Annotated in this window: 15 protein-coding genes and 1 pseudogene; 6 read left to right on the forward strand and 10 right to left on the reverse strand. The window is 69.8% G+C overall.

Going from position 1 to position 16532, the window contains the following annotated elements:
- Positions 1 to 175: 175 nt before the first annotated feature.
- On the forward strand, positions 176 to 697 hold the full coding sequence (locus tag ADL25_RS13775) for a DinB family protein (RefSeq protein ID WP_107116601.1): 522 nt from the start codon (positions 176 to 178) through the stop codon (positions 695 to 697).
- A 114-nt stretch (positions 698 to 811) separates the two neighbouring features.
- Positions 812 to 1243, forward strand: a complete 432-nt coding sequence (locus ADL25_RS13780) for a helix-turn-helix domain-containing protein (protein ID WP_059127990.1) — start codon at positions 812 to 814, stop codon at positions 1241 to 1243.
- Positions 1244 to 1276: 33 nt separating this feature from the next.
- Here ADL25_RS13780 and ADL25_RS13785 read toward each other — a convergent pair whose 3' ends face one another.
- The 3 genes from ADL25_RS13785 to ADL25_RS13795 all read right to left on the reverse strand — a co-directional run bounded on the left by ADL25_RS13785 (position 1277) and on the right by ADL25_RS13795 (position 3826).
- Positions 1277 to 1879 carry a ClpP family protease gene (locus tag ADL25_RS13785; protein WP_059127991.1) on the reverse strand — a complete coding sequence of 201 codons (603 nt, stop codon included), beginning with the start codon at positions 1877 to 1879 and terminating at the stop codon, positions 1277 to 1279.
- Between the two features lies 1 nt (position 1880).
- Complete coding sequence (locus ADL25_RS13790) at positions 1881 to 2519, reverse strand: ClpP family protease (protein WP_059127992.1); 639 nt, start codon at positions 2517 to 2519, stop codon at positions 1881 to 1883.
- A gap of 110 nt (positions 2520 to 2629) precedes the next feature.
- On the reverse strand, positions 2630 to 3826 hold the full coding sequence (locus ADL25_RS13795; protein WP_059127993.1) for an epoxide hydrolase family protein: 1197 nt from the start codon (positions 3824 to 3826) through the stop codon (positions 2630 to 2632).
- 120 nt (positions 3827 to 3946) lie between these two features.
- Between ADL25_RS13795 and ADL25_RS13800 the strand changes: the two genes are divergently transcribed.
- Together ADL25_RS13800 and ADL25_RS13805 are read left to right on the forward strand one after the other, a co-directional pair.
- On the forward strand, positions 3947 to 4429 hold the full coding sequence (locus ADL25_RS13800) for a VOC family protein (protein WP_059128189.1): 483 nt from the start codon (positions 3947 to 3949) through the stop codon (positions 4427 to 4429).
- Between the two features lie 264 nt (positions 4430 to 4693).
- Positions 4694 to 6215: pseudogene (locus ADL25_RS13805) on the forward strand (glycoside hydrolase family 43 protein).
- Between the two features lie 8 nt (positions 6216 to 6223).
- On the opposite strand, the gene ADL25_RS13810 reads toward ADL25_RS13805, so the two are convergent.
- A complete protein-coding gene (locus tag ADL25_RS13810) occupies positions 6224 to 6613 on the reverse strand; it encodes a cupin domain-containing protein (RefSeq protein ID WP_059127994.1) in 390 nt (129 codons plus the stop codon).
- Positions 6614 to 7046: 433 nt separating this feature from the next.
- Here ADL25_RS13810 and ADL25_RS13815 point away from each other — a divergent pair, with 433 nt between their 5' ends.
- The gene (locus ADL25_RS13815) at positions 7047 to 7433 is read left to right on the forward strand and encodes a group III truncated hemoglobin (protein WP_234380896.1); all 387 of its coding nucleotides are present in this window, start codon (positions 7047 to 7049) and stop codon (positions 7431 to 7433) included.
- 54 nt (positions 7434 to 7487) lie between these two features.
- Here ADL25_RS13815 and ADL25_RS13820 read toward each other — a convergent pair whose 3' ends face one another.
- Both ADL25_RS13820 and ADL25_RS13825 read right to left on the reverse strand, forming a co-directional pair.
- Entirely contained in the window at positions 7488 to 7931 is a 444-nt protein-coding gene (locus tag ADL25_RS13820; protein ID WP_059127996.1) for a VOC family protein, read from the reverse strand.
- Positions 7932 to 8158: 227 nt separating this feature from the next.
- Entirely contained in the window at positions 8159 to 9658 is a 1500-nt protein-coding gene (locus ADL25_RS13825; RefSeq protein WP_107116602.1) for a cytochrome b, read from the reverse strand.
- A 353-nt stretch (positions 9659 to 10011) separates the two neighbouring features.
- Between ADL25_RS13825 and ADL25_RS50465 the strand changes: the two genes are divergently transcribed.
- Positions 10012 to 10980: a sigma-70 family RNA polymerase sigma factor gene (locus ADL25_RS50465; protein WP_059127998.1), complete on the forward strand. Its 969-nt coding sequence runs from the start codon at positions 10012 to 10014 to the stop codon at positions 10978 to 10980.
- Between the two features lie 48 nt (positions 10981 to 11028).
- Here ADL25_RS50465 and ADL25_RS13835 read toward each other — a convergent pair whose 3' ends face one another.
- The 4 genes from ADL25_RS13835 to ADL25_RS13850 form a co-directional block, all read right to left on the reverse strand.
- Complete coding sequence (locus ADL25_RS13835) at positions 11029 to 13443, reverse strand: ATP-binding SpoIIE family protein phosphatase (protein ID WP_059127999.1); 2415 nt, start codon at positions 13441 to 13443, stop codon at positions 11029 to 11031.
- Between the two features lie 461 nt (positions 13444 to 13904).
- A complete protein-coding gene (gene sigJ / locus ADL25_RS13840) occupies positions 13905 to 14834 on the reverse strand; it encodes an RNA polymerase sigma factor SigJ (protein ID WP_059128000.1) in 930 nt (309 codons plus the stop codon).
- 132 nt (positions 14835 to 14966) lie between these two features.
- Positions 14967 to 15230 carry a WhiB family transcriptional regulator gene (locus ADL25_RS13845; RefSeq protein ID WP_059128001.1) on the reverse strand — a complete coding sequence of 88 codons (264 nt, stop codon included), beginning with the start codon at positions 15228 to 15230 and terminating at the stop codon, positions 14967 to 14969.
- 413 nt (positions 15231 to 15643) lie between these two features.
- A complete protein-coding gene (locus tag ADL25_RS13850; RefSeq protein WP_059128002.1) occupies positions 15644 to 16531 on the reverse strand; it encodes a hypothetical protein in 888 nt (295 codons plus the stop codon).
- Position 16532 lies beyond the last annotated feature (1 nt).

Consider the following 16532-nt stretch of genomic DNA (forward strand, 5'->3'; position numbering starts at 1 on the left):
ACCTCGTGGCGCCGGTCACTCCGGCAGGGTGAGGGTCACCGCGGCACGGGCGGCGCGGTCCTGAAAACGGGTGGCGCGCCGGCGGACCGCGGCCGATGCTCGTGACATGACGGATCTCACCGGAACGGAAGACGACTCGTCCCCTTGGGCGGAACGGAAGTTCGGGTGGTCGGACATGTTCGTCCGGCCCGACGACGATCCGCGTGGCGACAGTGGCTTCGTGGGGGAACGGGACACGCTCGTGGGCTATCTGCGCGATCAGCGGCTGACGCTGGAGATGAAGTGCGCGGGGCTGGACGCCGAGGCGATGGCCCGCCGTTCGGTGCCGCCCTCCGATCTCTCGCTGCTTGGCCTCGTCCGTCATATGTCCGGCGTGGAGCACCGCTGGTTCCGGCAGGTGCTGGCAGGTCAGGACGCGCCGCGGCCCTACCGCACCGAGGAGGACCAGGACGCGGACTTCAACGGCGCGGTGGCGGATCCCGAGGCCGTCGCCGAGGCCTGGCGGACCTGGCACGCCGAAGTCGCCTTCGCGGAGCGCTTCGTCGCCGAGGCGCCGGGCCTCGACGTCACCGGAACGGTGGGCGACGAGTCGATCGCCCTGCGAGCGGTCCTCGTCCACATGATCGAGGAATACGCCCGGCACAACGGCCACGCCGACTTTCTGCGGGAGCGGATCGACGGGCGAGTCGGTCAGTAGGGGCGCCCCGCGCCGCGGTTCGGACCCGGCGGTGGCGCTCACCACGGCGCGGGATTCACCCAGGGCGGAATGCCGCACCCTTCCGGTGCCGCCCCGGATGCCTAGGCTGAAGGTGTGAACAATCGAGCGCCGAACGAAGCCCGCGTCATCCCCCTGCGTCCGCAGACCGCTCCGCCCCGTGCCGACGGCCCGGTCCGGCCCGCGCAGCCGCAGGAGCGGGCGCCGCGTCCCCCGGCTCCGAGGGAGCCGTTGTGGCGCGACCTCGTAGGTGACGTGCTGCGGCGCGAGCGGCTCGCGCAGGAACGCACGCTCAAGGACGTCGCGGAGTCGGCCAGGATCTCCATGCCGTACCTGTCCGAGCTCGAGCGGGGCCGCAAGGAGGCCTCTTCCGAGGTCCTCGCGGCCGCCGCCCAGGCGCTCGGCCTCGGCCTTTCCGATCTGCTCTCGCTCGCCCAGGGCGAGTTGGCGCGGCACACCCTGTCGCGTACCGGCCGGAGCCGTACGTCTCCGACGGCGAAGTACGACGGGCTGTGCCTCGCCGCCTGACCGGCTCGGGGACGTACGGGGCCCCGGTCCTCGTCAGACGAACGCGAGCCGGCGGCTGAGCACCTCGTCGGCGAGTCCGTACGCGACGGCCTCCTGCGCGGTGAACACCTTTTCCCGGTCCATGTCGGAGCGCAGGGTCGTCGCATCGTGATGGGTGTGGTGGGAGAGAACCTCCTCCACCTGGGCGCGGATACGGACCATCTCCTTGGCCTGGAGGCTGAGGTCCGAGACCGTGCCCTGCTGCCCGCCGCTGGCCGGCTGTCCCAGCAGCACCCGGGCGTGCTGAAGCACGAACCGCCGCCCGGGATCGCCGCCGGCCAGCAGGACCGCGGCCGTGGAGGCGGCCTGACCCACGCAGAACGTGGAGATCGGGGCCTGCACGAACGTCATCGTGTCGTAGATCGCCATCAGTGAAGTGAACGATCCGCCGGGCGAGTTGATGTAGATCGAGATCTCGTGCTCCGGGTTCGACGACTCCAGATGCAGGAGTTGCGCGATGACGACGTTGGCGACACCGTCGTCGATCTCGGTGCCGAGGAAGATGATCCGCTCGTTGAGCAACCGGCTGAAGACGTCGTAGGAACGCTCGCCCTGTGCGGTCCGCTCGACGACGTAGGGAACCGTGTACGACCCCATGTCACAACCCCATCCGTCGGCGTGCGGCGGCCGGGCGGACATCGGCGAGCGACTCCACCACCCGGTCCACCATTCCGTAGTCCCTGGCCTGCTCGGCGGTGAACCAGCGGTCCCGGTCGCCGTCCCGGGCGATGGTCTCCTCGCTCTGCCCGGTGTGCTCGGCGGTGATCCGTTCGATGGCCTTCTTGGTGTACAGCAGATTCTCCGCCTGGATCTCGATGTCGGCCGTGGTGCCCCCGATGCCGGCCGACGGCTGGTGCATCATGATCCGGGCGTTCGGCAGCGCGAACCGCTTGCCCCGGGCGCCGACCGTGAGCAGGAACTGCCCCATGCTGGCGGCGAACCCCATCACCAGGGTCGACACGTCGTTGGGGATGAGCCGCATGGTGTCGTAGATGGCGAGCCCCGCCGTGACGGACCCGCCGGGGCTGTTGATGCAGAGGCTGATGTCGGCGCGCGGGTCCTCGGCCGACAGCAGCAGAAGCTGGGCGCACACCCGGTTGGCCGAGACCTCGTCGACCTGTGTGCCCAGGAAGACGATCCGCTGGGCGAGCAGTTGCGCGGCGAGATGGTCGTCGAAGCGGCTGGGTGGGGTGTCGCCCTCCTGCGCACGGGGCGAGAGGGTGGTCGGTGGAGTCATCGCGTCTCCTTGTCTTGGCGCGGAAGCCGTCGACTCCACTGTCGATCGCCGGCGGTGCCCGCAGGAGGTTTCTCTGCCTGCCGCAGATTCGCCCTGGGCAGAGGGCCGGCTCAGCCCTTCTCGCGCAACTGGCGGAAGAATGCCCGGACGTCGTCGATCAGCAGATCGGGCTCCTCCATGGCGGCGAAATGCCCGCCCCGGTCGAACTCCGTCCAGCGCACGATGTTCTCGGTGCGCTCCGCGCGGTGACGAAGCGGGACCTGCAACTCGGCGGGGAAGAGGGCCACGGCGGTCGGCGCGCTCGACGGCTCGGCCGGCGCGGCGGCCCGGCCCGAGGCGTGCGCCCGCTCGTAGTAGATCCGGGCCGAGGAACCAGCGGTACCGGTCAGCCAGTACAGCATCACGTCGGTGAGCAGCCGGTCGCGGTCGACGGCATCCTCGGGCAGTTCGTCGGAGTCCGTCCACTCCCTGAACTTCTCCACGATCCAGGCGAGTTGGCCGACGGGGGAGTCGGTGAGGGCGTAGGCGAGGGTCTGCGGCCGGGTGGACTGCAGGACCGCGTATCCCGTCCCCTCCCGCTCCCACTGCGACCAGCGCCGCCACGAGGTGAGCGTGCGCTCCCGTCCCTCGGCGTCCAGAGCGGACAGTTCCTCGGGGGACGGCTCGGTGAGCTGCTGTGCGCCAGGCAGCAGGTTCAGATGGACGCCGATCACCCGGTCGGGGTGGGCGCGGCCCAGCTCACGGGAGATCGCCGCGCCCCAGTCTCCGCCCTGCGTGCCGAAGCGCCGGTAGCCGAGACGCTCCATCAGTTCCACCCATGCGTCGGCGACCCGGCCCGCCTCCCAGCCGGTGTCCCGGGTGGGCCCGGACAGTCCGAACCCCGGAATGCCCGGCACCACGACGTGGAACGCGTCCGCGGGGTCCCCACCGTGCGCAGCCGGGTCGGTGAGCGGTCCGACGATGTCGAGGAACTCGACGATCGAGCCCGGCCAGCCATGGGTGACGATCAGCGGGGTGGCGTCACGTTCGGGCGAGCGGATGTGGGCGAAGTGGACGGTCGCCCCGTCGATCTCCGTCGTGAACTGCGGCCACTCGTTCAGCCGCGCCTCCGCGGCACGCCAGTCGTAGTCGTGGCGCCAGTACCGTACGAGTTCTCGCAGATAGCCGAGGGGGACGCCGTACGCCCAGCCCACCCCAGGCAGTTCCTCGGGCCAGCGGGTCCGGTCGAGGCGGTCGTGCAGATCGTCGAGTTCGCTCTGCGCGATCGCGAGACGGAAGGGCCTGATGCTCCGGGACGAGGACGTCATGGTGGGGATGCTAGTTCGGCGCGGTTCGCGTGCCATCCGGATCGATTCGCGTCCGGCCGATGAGTTCCGGTGCCGGGGCGGGTCGATACGGATGACCGCATCATGCTCCAGGAGGAACTCATGGCCACCGATGGATTCACCACCTGCCTCTGGTTCGACGGCCAGGCCGAAGAGGCGGCGCACCACTATGTCTCGATCTTCAAGAACTCGAGCATCGGACGGATCGGCCGCTACACCGAGGCCGGACCGGGTCCGGCGGGCTCGGTGATCGCCGCCGAATTCGTGGCCAACGGCCACAGGTTCGTCGCGCTCAACGGCGGCCCGCAGTTCACGTTCAGCGAGGCGATCTCCTTCCAGATCTATTGCGAGAACCAGGAGGAGGTCGACTACTACTGGGCCAAACTCACCGAGGGCGGTGGCCGGCCCGGGCCGTGCGGCTGGCTCAAGGACAAGTACGGCGTGTCATGGCAGGTCATCCCGGACGGGCTCATCGAGATGACCGGCGACCCGGACCCGGAGAAGGCCGCCCGCACCACCCGGGCGATGCTCTCCATGGGCAAGCTCGACATCGCCGCGCTCAGGAAGGCGTACGAGGGCGAGTAGTCACCGGCTGTCCGCGGCCGGCCCGCCGGAGGGCCGGCCGCCGGCTGCGCGGATCCTGCCCGGGGTCCGGCTCCGGCGGCGGGCCCTCCGCCCGCGGAGCGGCAGACCGTCGACCGACCCCGGAATCCGTATCGGCACCCGACGGACCGGTGCACGCCGTGCCTTGCCCGGGTCCGCGGCCGAGACCTACAGTGCGGCTTCGGAAGGTTCGCTCATCGGTGCGAAACTTTCGGAATCCTGCGCCGGAGGGAAGTGCCGAACACCATGCGGACGTACGCCAACCCCGTGATAGGCGGGTTCCATCCCGACCCCAGCGTGTGCCGGGTCGGCGAGGACTACTACGCCGTGTGCTCCAGCTTCGAGTACTTTCCCGGCATTCCCCTGTTCCACAGCCGCGACCTCGTCCACTGGCGGCAGATCGGCAATGTCCTGGACCGGCCGGGGCAGTGGTACGCGCCGGACAGGACGCCCGCCTCGGGCGGCATCTACGCACCCACGATCCGGCACCACGACGGCCGTTTCCATGTGATCACCACGGACGTCGGCGGCATGGGCAACTTCCTGGTCAGTAGCGACCGTCCGGAAGGCCCGTGGTCGGACCCGGTCCCGATCGCGCTGGAGGGCATCGACCCCGACCTCGCCTGGGACGACGACGGCTCGTGCTGGTGCGCGGTCTCCGGTGTCCGGGTGGCCCGGATCGACCCGGAGACCGGCGCGGTGCTGGAGGGTCCGCTCCCTGTCTGGTCCGGTACGGGAATGCAGCATCCCGAGGCGCCCCATCTGTACCGCGTCGGTGCGTGGTGGTACCTGATGGTGGCCGAGGGAGGCACCGCCCACGGGCACAGCGTGTCGATCGCCCGGGCCCGCTCTCCGCGTGGCCCCTACGAACCCGCCCCGGCCAATCCGATCCTCTCGCATCGCAGCACCGACCTGCCGATCCAGAGCACCGGTCACGCCGACCTCGTGTCCGCGCCGGACGGCACCTGGTGGATGCTGCTGCTGGCCACTCGTCCCCGTGGGGTACTTCCCGGAGTTCCATGTCCTGGGCCGCGAGACCTTTCTGACCCCCGTGGAGTGGGTGGACGGCTGGCCCCGGGTCGGACCGGTGCGGAAGCGGCACCCGGCTCCCACGGCCTGGCATCCCGTCGAACCACCGCCGGTACGGGACGACTTCGACACCGCGGACCTGGCGCCGCACTGGATCTCGCCGCGTCGCAGACCGGACGGCTCCTGGTCGCTGAAGGAGCGGCCAGGACGGCTGACCCTCACGGCCACCGGGGACACCCTCGACCGCCCGGGGCACACCTTCGTCGGCCGGCGGCAGCAGCACCACGACTGCCGGGTGGCCGTCCGCGTGGACCCCGGCACGGGCCGGGGCGGACTGTCCGTCCGTATGGACGAGGCCCATCACTACGACATCGAGGTCGGCGCCGGCACCGTGAGCGTGCTGGCCCGTATCGGGCCGGTGCGGCAGTGCCTGGCGCGACACCCGGTGCCGTCCGGCGAGGTGACGCTGACCGTGGACATCCGCACGACCGATGTGCTGCCGCCCACCGTGATCGCCGACGGCCCGCAGGGGCTGGGCGTCAGAGCGGGCGGACCGGACACCATCACCTTCTCGCTCGGCGGCGGTACCCCGGTCCGCCTGGTCGAACTCGACGGCCGCTATCTCTCCACCCAGGTGGCCACCGGCTTCACCGGCCGGGTGATCGGTATGTACGCCACGGAGGGCACCGTGGCCTTCGACTGGTTCGACTACGCGCCCGCGGAGGGCGCAGATCGCTGACCGGACGCTCAGAACCGGGCGTCGGCCGGCCGCTTCGCACGCCGATGGCCTCGCGCCTCGAGTTCCTCGGGCTCGACCAGGGTGAGCATGGGTTGGCCTTCCGCGCACAGCATCACCGCCAGGAACCGTACGGGCACATCGTCCCTGTTGTTGGCGGCCTGGTAGTGAATGACGTCGCCGCCCGGTTCCCAGAAGGCCTCGCCCGCGGTGATGACGCGTTCGGGCTCGCCCTCGAGTTCGAAGACGAGCTCGCCCTCGAGCACGTAACCGAAGGCGGGTCCGGAGTGACGGTGCGGCGGTGTTCCGGCGTCGCCGGGCGGAACATCGACGACGACCGTCATGGCGTGCGGGTGGTCGGGGACGAAGGGGGGCACCTGTGCCAGGAGTTCAGTGATCATGAGGATTCCGCTTTCTCGTCAGGGTTCTGCTCTTGTTCTCCGGGCTGTCGCCGCACTGGACGGGGACGGGGCGTGGGAGCGCCGTCACCGCCGTGCGAACCCCCGTCAGATATGGGCGACATGACCGGCGTTCATGCGCGGGCCGTCCGGAATCCGGACCGCCAGCTCGGGTGGATCGGGCGCCAGCCCAGCGACGTGGCCCGGGCGTTGTCTGCGCCCCTCTCCCGAAATGAAAGTGCTGGTATCCGTGGTGCCACACCTCAGCGACGTGGGGCGTGTCGGCCCCCTGGCGCAATTGGGAAGGGAGAGGCGTGTGAAGGCCGTTTCCACTGACCGCAGCCCTGCCACGCCGAGTGGGCCCGCGACCTTGCCGGGCTCTGCGGCCACCGGTACGGACCGGTCACGGCTCCGGGATCTGTCCGGCAGGACGGACGTGGAGGATCTCGTGCGCGGCTTCTATCGGGCGGCCTTCGCGGACCCGCTGATCGGCCCCGTCTTCACGGACGTGGCGCACATGGATCTGGAGGCGCACATGCCGGTGATGTGCGACTTCTGGGAATCGGTGCTCTTCAGGGCGGGCAAGTACCACGGGAACGCACTGCAGCCGCACATGGCCCTGAACCGTTCGGTCGCCCTCGAGCAGCAGCACTTCGCGAGGTGGCTCGGTATCTGGCAAGCGACCGTGGACTCGCTGTTCCTCGGGGAGAAGGCCGAGTTGGCGAAGACACAGGCAGTCCGCATCGGCGGCTCCCTGCTGCGGCGGCTGCACGACGGAGACGCCAGTGAGTATGTGACCATCCGGCGGCGTGAGAACGGCTGAACGCCGGCACACGCTCGCGGCGCGGTCCGGGTGCGTGAGCGCCGCGAGTGATCGTCAAGAACTGTGCGCCGGTCGGTCCCGGCCTTGTTCGGGCGGGTCGATCGCGACGAGTTCGACCTCGAAGCCGTCGTCGTTCTCCAGGTAGGCGGCGTAGTGCTGTCCGCCGCCGGCGTACGGATGCCGCTCGGGGAACATCAGATGCCAGCCGTGCTCGGCGGAGTCGGCCACCAGTTTCTCGACCGCGGTGGCGTCCTCGACGTGGAAGGCCAGGTGGTTCAGTCCCGCCCGGCAGCGATCGTGCCGTTCGGCGGTGAGATCCGGCGACCGCTCGACGACCAGGTAGGTCGGGCCGAGCCGCCAACTGCGGCCGCCGTCCCAGTCCTGGTGGACGGAGTACCCCAGCGCCTGGAGCAGCCAGCCGAACGAAGCGAGCGCGCGGGGGAGGTCCGGCACCCACAGTTCGACGTGATGCAGTGTGCCGTGCGACGGCCGGCTCATGCGGTCGACTCCTCGGCGCGTCCGAGTAGTTCGGGGGCCGTTCGGGACGGTGGCAGCAGGGTCATCACGGTGCCTTCCCGGCCCGCGCCGCAACACGGGCCCTCTCGGTGACCAACAGTCGATCACTCCGGAAGGTACGCCCTTCGCGTCCCGCCCCGAGGCCGATCCCACACGTCATGAGCGCCGCGGCACCCCCCAGGACACGGCACCGTCGTAACGGTAGGCGGTCACCGCTCGATGCTGCGGCGCATCTCTTCGTCGGTCGGCTCGACCACCTGCGCCGAAGGCCCGTAGAAGCCGCGCGACAGGCGCACCCTTGCCCGCTGGAGGCGAGAACGCGCGCGCGTGTCTTCTTGCGGCCCGGGTGTCAAGGGCAGGTACTGCTCATGGGACGTCAGGACATGTCGCCGTGCGGCATCAAGCGGCTTGTGCAGTTCCACGTACTCGCCGTGCGGCAGACGGCGGACGACACCCGTTTCCGAGCCGTGCAGCAGCTTTTCCCTGTCGCGGTACTGCAGACCGAGGCACACGCGCTTGGTGATCGCGAACGAGGCCGCGGGGACGACAAGAAGCGCGATGCGGATGACCCAGGTGACGGCATTGATGGACAGATGGAAGTGCGTGGCGAAAATGTCGTTCCCGCCCCCGACGAGCAGACAGAAATAGAGGCTCATCCAGGCGACGCCGAGCCCGGTGCGCACGGGCCGGTTCCTCGGCCTGTCGAGCAGATGATGCTCGCGCTTGTCCCCGGTGATCCACGCCTCGAGGAAGGGGTACACACCGATGAGCAGCAGAACCACCGGAAACACGATCAGGGGTATGAGCACACCGAGAGCGAGGGTATGCCCTGCCATATCGATCTCCCACCCCGGCATGATGCGGATGAGACCTTCGGCGAATCCCATGTACCAGTCCGGCTGGGCTCCGGTCGAGACCTGATCGGGGCGGTACGGGCCATAGCTCCACACAGGGTTGATGGAGGCGATGGAGGCGATGGCGGCCAGTGTCCCGGCGACCATGAAGAAGAACCCGCCTGCCTTTGCCGCATAGACGGGCAGCAGCGGCATGCCCACGACGTTGCGATTCGTCCTGCCGGGCGCCGCCCACTGGGTGTGCTTGTGATAGACGATCAGGATCAGGTGCGCGACGATCAGCGCGGCGAAGACGGCTGGAAACAGCAGGACATGGATCGAGTAGAAGCGCGGAACCAATTCCGTGCCCGGGAACTCACCGCCGAAAAGGAACATGGAGAGATAGGTGCCGACGATCGGTACCGACAGGATGGCACCCTCGAGGAACCGGAGCCCGGTGCCCGACAGCAGGTCGTCCGGCAGTGAGTATCCGACGAATCCCTCGAACATGCCCAGGGCCAGCATGATCCAGCCGAACAGCCAGTTCACTTCCCGGGGCTTGCGGAAGGAGCCCGTGAAGAAGTGGCGCATCATGTGGACGAACATTCCGGCGACGAAAACGAGAGCTGCCCAGTGATGCATCTGGCGGATGAGGAGTCCGCCGCGTACGTCGAAGGAGATGTCGAGTGTGGAGGCGAAGGCTTCCGACATGCGGATGCCGTTGAGCGGGATGTAGCCGCCCTGGTACACGACCTCGTTCATCGAGGGATGGAAGAAGAAGGTGAGGTAGACCCCCGTCAGCACCAGCACGACGAAGCTCCACAGGCAGACCTCGCCCAACATGAACGACCAGTGGTCCGGGAAGATCTTGCGCATATTGGCCTTGGCGATGGAGTACAGGCCCAGCCGGGCGTCCGCCCAGTCGGCCAGTCGCTCTCCTCGGGGCGACTCGTGTGGGTCCTTGGTGTTGCTGATCGTCACCTTGAGCTCTTCTCTCAGGACCGCGTCAGCGGTTCACGGGCGGGAAGTGTCGCGAGTTACGACGGTGTGCAAGGTGCGGATGTGAGGTGACGGAGGACACAGCGCGGCTCCCCGCGCCGGGACCGGAGGGCCGCGTCACGGTGGAACGCGCGCTGCGCGACGCATGGGCCCGTTGCCGGGCCCCGACCGGCCGGCCTCACGTTTTCCGGTGCCGCACCGTCGTAGAGACATGCCGAACACTGACGGCCGTGCTCGGCGAGCGCCGGGCCCTGCTCAACCTTGCGTTCCGGATGCTCGGGTCGTCGTACGACGCCGAGGACGTGGTCCAGGAGACCTATACGCGCTGGTACGCCCTCTCCGAAGAGGACCGGCGCGGCATCAGGACACCGATGGCCTGGCTGGTGCGTGTGGCCAGCAGGATCTGTCTGGACCAGCTGTCCTCCGCGCGGGTGCGACGCGAGAGTTACCTGGGGGAGTGGCTGCCCGAGCCCCTGCCCGGGGCGCCGTGGGACACCGGGCGCCCCGCCGATCCGGGGACGGATCCCGCGGAGCAGGTCAGTCTGGACGAGTCGGTCACCATGGGGGTCCTGGTGGTCCTGGACTCGGTGACCCCGGCAGAACGTGTCGTGTTCATCCTGCACGACGTCTTCGGAGTGCCGTTCACCGAGATTGCCGAGACCGTGGGCCGCTCGCCGGCCGCATGCCGTCAACTCGCCTCGACGGCAAGGCGCCGTGTCAGAGCATCGCAGCCGCGGAGCGTGCGTGGCTCACGACATCGTGATGTCGTGTCGGCGTTCAAACGTGCTTGTGAGACCGGCGACTTGGAGATGCTGGTCGGACTGCTCGCTGCAAAAATGCGGCTCCTTGCCGACACGCTGAACGACGTCTTCGGTGCCACCGACGACGACGTGCAGGTCGAGGGGCTGGCCATGTCCGGGACGGCGGGCCGCACGCTCGTCCAGATCGCCCGGCGGGACGACGACCTGCCTGGTCGTGGGGGGAGGGCATCGAAGGGGGCTGCGTCGAAGGCGCTCCCCGGTCGCCCGGTACTGTCTCACCCACGCCTCGTGCCCGGTGCTCGGCGTGCCGCCGTCGCCCCTCCAGCTCGACCTGGAAGCGATGACCAGCCGGAAACTGCTTCTGAGGGGCATGGGCGACGACCCCGTCGAGGAACTGCGCCGGGCCGGTCCACGAGGGCCCGCGTACACCGACGATGACTGCTGATTGTGCGGCGTACGGTGATCGGGGGCCTGTGGCGGCAGGCCCTAGGGATCGATGCACCTCGGTGTCAGTTGCTGTTCGGCCCAGATGAGTTTGCCGTCCGGTGTGTGGCGGGTGCCCCACTTGCGGCTCAGTTGGGCGACGAGGAAGAGTCCGCGGCCGTTCACGTCCGTGGTGCGGGGATGGTGCAGCCGCGGGGAACTGCAACTGGTGTCGTACACCTCGCAGGTCAGAAAGCGGTGGCGGATCAGACGCAGCCGGACCGGACCGCTGCCGTGGCGGATGGCGTTGGTGATCAGCTCACTGACGATCAGTTCCGTGGAATCGGCCAGGTGCTCCAGTTGCCACCGGGCGAGCTGTCGGGTGGTCAGCGCCCGGGCGTGGCCGACAACGGCCGGGTCGGCCGCGAACTCCCATGAGACCGTCCGGCTCGGGCCCAGTGAACGGGTGCGGGCCAGAAGCAGGGTGGCGTCGTCGATGGGTGCCTGGGCGGGCAGTGCGTCCACCACTCTCGAGCAGAGGTCCTCCAGGTCGAGGCCGGGGTGGGCCAGGGCGGCGGCCAGGCGGTCGATGCCGGCGTCGATGTCCTGGTCGCGGGACTCGATCAGGCCGTCGGTGTACAGGGCGAGCACGCTGTTCCCGGACAGCTCCAGGGTCACCGACTCGAAGGGGGCCAGTCCGAGCCCGAGTGGGGGTCCGACGGGCAGTTCGGGGAAGGTGACCTGGCCGTGGGGGTCGATGATCGCGGGCGGCGGGTGGCCGGCCCGGGCCATCGTGCACTGCCCGGTGGCCGGGTCGTACACGGCGTACAGACAGGTGGCCCCGATGGTCGCGGCTGCCGGGTCGCCCTGCTCGACGTCCTTCTCGGCGAGGCGGACGACCTGTTCGTCGAGGTGGGCCAGGAGGTCCTCGGGCGGCAGGTCCATGTCGGCCAGGGTGCGTACGGCGGTGCGCAGTTGGCCCATGGTGGCGGCGGCGTTGATGCCGTGGCCGAGGACGTCGCCGACGACCAGTGCGGTGCGCGCGCCGGACAGGGGGATCACGTCGAACCAATCGCCCCCGACACCGTGGTGGCTGTCGGCGGGCAAATAGCGCCAGGCGACGTCGGCCGCGGGCTCGCCGGTGACCCGGTGGGGGAGCAGATGGCGCTGCAGGGCCAGGGCCGCGGAGCGTTCCCGCGCGTACTGGCGGGCGTTGTCCAGGGACAGGGCCGCCCGGCCGACGAGTTCCTCGGCCAGCAGCAGATCGTCCTCTTCGAACGGCCGGGGGTCCTGGGTCCGCATGAACGCCGCCATGCCGAGTACCGATCCGCGCGCGTGGATCGGCACGATCATCAGGGAGTGCATCCCGGTCTCGCTCATCCTTCGAGCGCGCAGAGGGTCCTGGTCCAGCCACGCCTCGGAGGACGAGTCCACCACCGGGTACAGATGCGATCCGCCGGACAGAACGGTGGTGTAGGGCGAGGTGGGCGGGACGAGCACCGGTTCCCCCCGGGCGAACAGGGACTCCGGCGCTCCCGGGTGGATCGAGGCGAGGCCTGCGCGGCGAAAGAGGGCGTGACGTCGCTTCCCGGGGCCGGGGCGGGTCGGCGGATCCTCGCCCAGCAGGACCGGGTCCGCCAGGTCGACGGTGGCGTAGTCCGCGAGGAACGGCACGGCGAGGTCGGCCAGTTCCTGTCCGGTACGCATGACGTCAAGGCTGGTTCCGATGCGCTTGCCGGCCTCGTCCAGGAGCGCCCGGTGCTCTCGCGCGCGCCGGGCGTCGGTGGTGCCGGGATTAACGGCGCACACGCCCAGCGCACGGCCCCAGGCGTCGTCGAGGCGGAAGAAGGGGGCCGTCGACGTGGAGTCCTGGCGCGCATCCGGCTGAAGGAGGGCCCGCTGATCCGGGTCGATCAGGAGGCCGCCGTTGTCGAGGAGTTGGTGCATCACTCCCTCGAGCGTCTCGGCCTGGGCGCCCTGGACGCCGTTCACCCAGATACACCGCAACCGGGTGTCTCGTATCTCGACGCCGATCGGCGGCCGCTGCGGAGCGCCGGAAGCGGCCAGGGGCGACTCCGTGCCGACGCTGTCCTCCGCCGTCCAGGAGGGGAGCGGGGCCGGGTCCGACGCCGTCACGACCCACTGGGCCCGGCCGTCCCGGCCTGCCAGCGACTGGACGCACAGGCCCACGTCGACTTCGTGGCCGTCGCGGTGAAGGACCCGAGCCGTGCAGGACCAGCGTCCCCAGGGACCGCTCCGCGCCGCGACCGTCGCGGCCCTCGCCCGGTCCTCCTCGGCCGCCAGCAGGGCGGCTGCGGACTGTCCGACCACCTCCGCGGCGGAGTGTCCGACGAGCCGCTGGGCGGCCTGCGACCATCCGACCACGGTTCCCTCCGCGTCGAGCACCGCGAGTGCCGCGCCGACCGCCTCGAGGGTCTTCTGGGCCTCGGACCTTGCCCTTTCCGTGGAACTGCCCACCGTTCATTCCTTCTGTGTCCCCCCTCGATACGGTCTCCCCGAGTGTGCGGCCAGGTCGTGTGCCGGCATCCGGTCGGGGAGCGAATCGGGCGAGGCGGCCAGGACGGGCCGGCATCCTTTCACCGCACCCGGCCCGCGGCACCGGCCTCGGCTCGTCGGACGGGCGAGCGGCCGGTGCCACCATGCCGCCGTGCCCGGACGGATCAGGACCGTGAAGGCTTCCGGGGCGGAGCCCCGCGGTCCGGACGCGGCACCTGCTCGGGACGGCGCCCCGGGCTCACATGTGCTTCGTTCGTCTTCATGTCCGCCAGGCTACGCAGCCGGCGACATCGAAGCGTGGTCCAATTTGATGACATATATCCGGGACAATTCGGTGATCGGGGTCTGTTCCCGATGTCCCGCCCCGGCGTGCTCGGCCTTCGGGGCCGGCCTTCGTCGACCGGCCCCGAAGGCCGCCGCCCTCAGGCCCAGGAAGCCAGCTTGTCCGGGTTCCGAATGATCCACACATCCGTGATCCGGGACCCGACGACCTGCAGGGAGACGACGGCGGTCACCACTCCGTCCACCCGGCACACCAGCGCCGGACGATGTCCCGCGTTCTCGACCGTCATGAGTGCCCCGGTGAGAGTGGGCTCCCTGCGGCACACACCGATGAGGTAGCGGGCGGCCTTTTCCGATCCATGGATGGGCCGGGGAGCGGCACGGACATGTCCTCCGCCGTCCGCCCGGGCGGTGACCTGCGGGTCCAGCAATCGGATCAGACTGTCCAGTTCGCCTGTCCGGCAGGCCCTTTTGAACTCGCGGACCAGTTGCCTGTACTCCTGCAGATCCGCCTCGTTGCGGCGTGCGGAGGTGATGCTCCTGCGGGCCGCCGCGGCCAGCGCCCGACAGCTCTCCGTGCTGCGGCCGACGATGGTGCCGATCTCGGCATAGGGGACCTTGAACACGTCGTGCAGGACGAAGCTTACTCGCTGTGCCGGGGTGAGGGCCTCCAGCAGTACGAGCATCCCCATGGTGACGGACTCGTCGAGGGCGACCCGGTCGGCGGGATCCCCTGTGTGGTCCGAGGTGGTTACGCTGCTCCACGCCGCGCTGTCCGGCAGCGGTTCCGGTAGCCATTGACCCGTGTACTTCTCCCTGCGCACCTGCGCGGACCTCAGGTGGTCCAGGCAGATCCGGCCGGCCACCCGCACCAGCCAGGCCGAAGGGGACTTGATGTCCGCACGGGCCGCGGCGGACATCGTGTACCACCGGGCGTAGGCCTCTTGCACGACGTCCTCGGCATCGTGCGTCGAGCCGAGCATCCTGAAGGCCAGCGCCATCAGCATGGGCTGGTCGTGCAGTGTCGGGTTCGAGCCGGGGGTCAGCTGCCCCGCGTCCTTACCCCGCATGAGCCTGAATCCTATGGACGACGAGACGTCTGCGCGAACGCGCCGGGTCTCTGTGGACGTCTGGCTTCCATCGTGCCCGCGCGACGATGGAATGGGCGTACGGCGATGGAGCGGGTGTGCGACCGGACCGGGTCAGGCCGCCGTTTCCTGTGTCGACCGGGCACGCTCGCGGGCGTCGTGACCGTGCATCGCGCGTCGTTCGCCCTCCGTGGTCCCGCCCCATACCCCCTGCACATGGCGGTTCAGGGCCCAGTCCAGGCATGTGGCCTTGACGGAGCACCGCAGGCACACGGCCTTCGCCGCGGCGGTCTGCGCCGCTCCGGGGCCGCTGCCGCTGATGGGGAAGAACAACTCGGGATCCTCCGTGCGGCACGCCGCGGCTTCGCGCCAATTCATGGAAACCTCCTCACGCGGACAGTCCGGTTGTTCCGGGGGCCCGGACTCGGGACGGGGCGCCGCGCCGGCGCTGTCCGGCCGGGAATCCGCTGGTCGAGCCGCCTGCACGGTCGTGGGTACGGCTGCCGAAGTGGTGCACGTGGCGCAGCCCGCCGGCCGCGGTCCTGAGCTGACGCTGAGTGTCATGTCTGGGATGGTAGGAACGCCCGCACCATAACGTCCAAGACGCATATGCGCGGACGATGATAGGCAGAGGCTATGGTCACTGTGCGACGGTTCCATGACCCCGGCCCGCAGCGTCTGCGCTGCCGGTGGTCGGGCCTTCACTCTCACCTGTATATGACGGAACAGCGCGCGCGTATGTGACGTGCGGGACCGTGACGGCGGGTGCGGTGCCACTTCCGGCCCACTGGTCATGACCTGTTCCATCCGCGCAGCTTGTCCGGGTTGAGGACAAGCCAGACGTTGATGATCAGGTGAGCGCGAATGTCCAGGGTGACAGCCGCCGCCACCCGGCTGCCGCACCTCACCACCAGCCCGGCCCGGCCGTTCACGCTTTCTTCGGCAAGGGCGAGGCCGGTGCTCGGAGTCAGCAACGTGGCAAGGCTTCGGGCCACCTGCGGGGCCCCGCCGACGGGATGTTCCGGTGTCCGGATCCTGCCGCCCCCGTCGAAGACCGCCGAGACGCCCGGGGCGAGGAGAGCCGCCAGACGGCCCTGGTCACCCGTCTCGCACGCCGTCCGGAACTCACGGACGACCGCCCGGTGCTGTTCCGCCGTCACACGCCCGGCGGCAGAAGCGCGCAAGGACTGCCGGGCCAGTTCCCCGACGGCTTCGTACCGCGGCCCGTGATCACGGGCCCGGCGCGCCCCCAGGGCGGCGTCGCCGGACGGTTCGCCACCCGGCGACGTCTCCTTCCCGCCGGGGCCGAGCGCGCCGAGGGACTCGGTGACGGCCCCGAGTGCCGGGGCGTCCCGCGCCGCGGCGATGTCGTGGCCCCGCCCCGCGAGCCCCGGCGGGTTGTACGCCTCGGGCTCGCTCAGCACGTCCGGGCGCGACCGGCAATGAGTCACCAGCGTGTCGGCCAGCCATGCTCTCGGGCTCGCTATCTCGCCGTCGTCCATGGCATACCAGCGTCTGTACGTCTCCTCGACCGCGTCGTCCGCCCTCGACGCAGAGCGGAGGAGACCGTATGCGAGGTCGAGCAGATACCGCCGCTCTTCGAGTAGTTCGGACAGGGGAGCGATGCCTTGGCGGCCGTTCATCCGGGTCCTCTTCTCCTGGCTCCCGGCGACGTCCATG

Origin of the sequence: Streptomyces sp. NRRL F-5122, from assembly GCF_001507435.1 — a bacterium.
Taxonomy (GTDB): domain Bacteria; phylum Actinomycetota; class Actinomycetes; order Streptomycetales; family Streptomycetaceae; genus Streptomyces; species Streptomyces lannensis.

Bases quoted from the DNA above. Each gene is read 5' to 3' on its own strand.
- ADL25_RS13775 (WP_107116601.1), top strand. From the start codon at position 176: ATGTTCGTCCGGCCCGACGACGATCCGCGTGGCGACAGTGGCTTCGTG.
- ADL25_RS13785 (WP_059127991.1), bottom strand. From the start codon at position 1,879: ATGGGGTCGTACACGGTTCCCTACGTCGTCGAGCGGACCGCACAGGGC.
- ADL25_RS13790 (WP_059127992.1), bottom strand. From the start codon at position 2,519: ATGACTCCACCGACCACCCTCTCGCCCCGTGCGCAGGAGGGCGACACC.
- ADL25_RS13795 (WP_059127993.1), bottom strand. From the start codon at position 3,826: ATGACGTCCTCGTCCCGGAGCATCAGGCCCTTCCGTCTCGCGATCGCG.
- ADL25_RS13800 (WP_059128189.1), top strand. From the start codon at position 3,947: ATGGCCACCGATGGATTCACCACCTGCCTCTGGTTCGACGGCCAGGCC.
- ADL25_RS13810 (WP_059127994.1), bottom strand. From the start codon at position 6,613: ATGATCACTGAACTCCTGGCACAGGTGCCCCCCTTCGTCCCCGACCAC.
- ADL25_RS13820 (WP_059127996.1), bottom strand. From the start codon at position 7,931: ATGAGCCGGCCGTCGCACGGCACACTGCATCACGTCGAACTGTGGGTG.
- ADL25_RS13825 (WP_107116602.1), bottom strand. From the start codon at position 9,658: ATGCGCAAGATCTTCCCGGACCACTGGTCGTTCATGTTGGGCGAGGTC.
- sigJ (WP_059128000.1), bottom strand. From the start codon at position 14,834: ATGCGGGGTAAGGACGCGGGGCAGCTGACCCCCGGCTCGAACCCGACA.
- ADL25_RS13845 (WP_059128001.1), bottom strand. From the start codon at position 15,230: ATGAATTGGCGCGAAGCCGCGGCGTGCCGCACGGAGGATCCCGAGTTG.
- ADL25_RS13850 (WP_059128002.1), bottom strand. From the start codon at position 16,531: ATGGACGTCGCCGGGAGCCAGGAGAAGAGGACCCGGATGAACGGCCGC.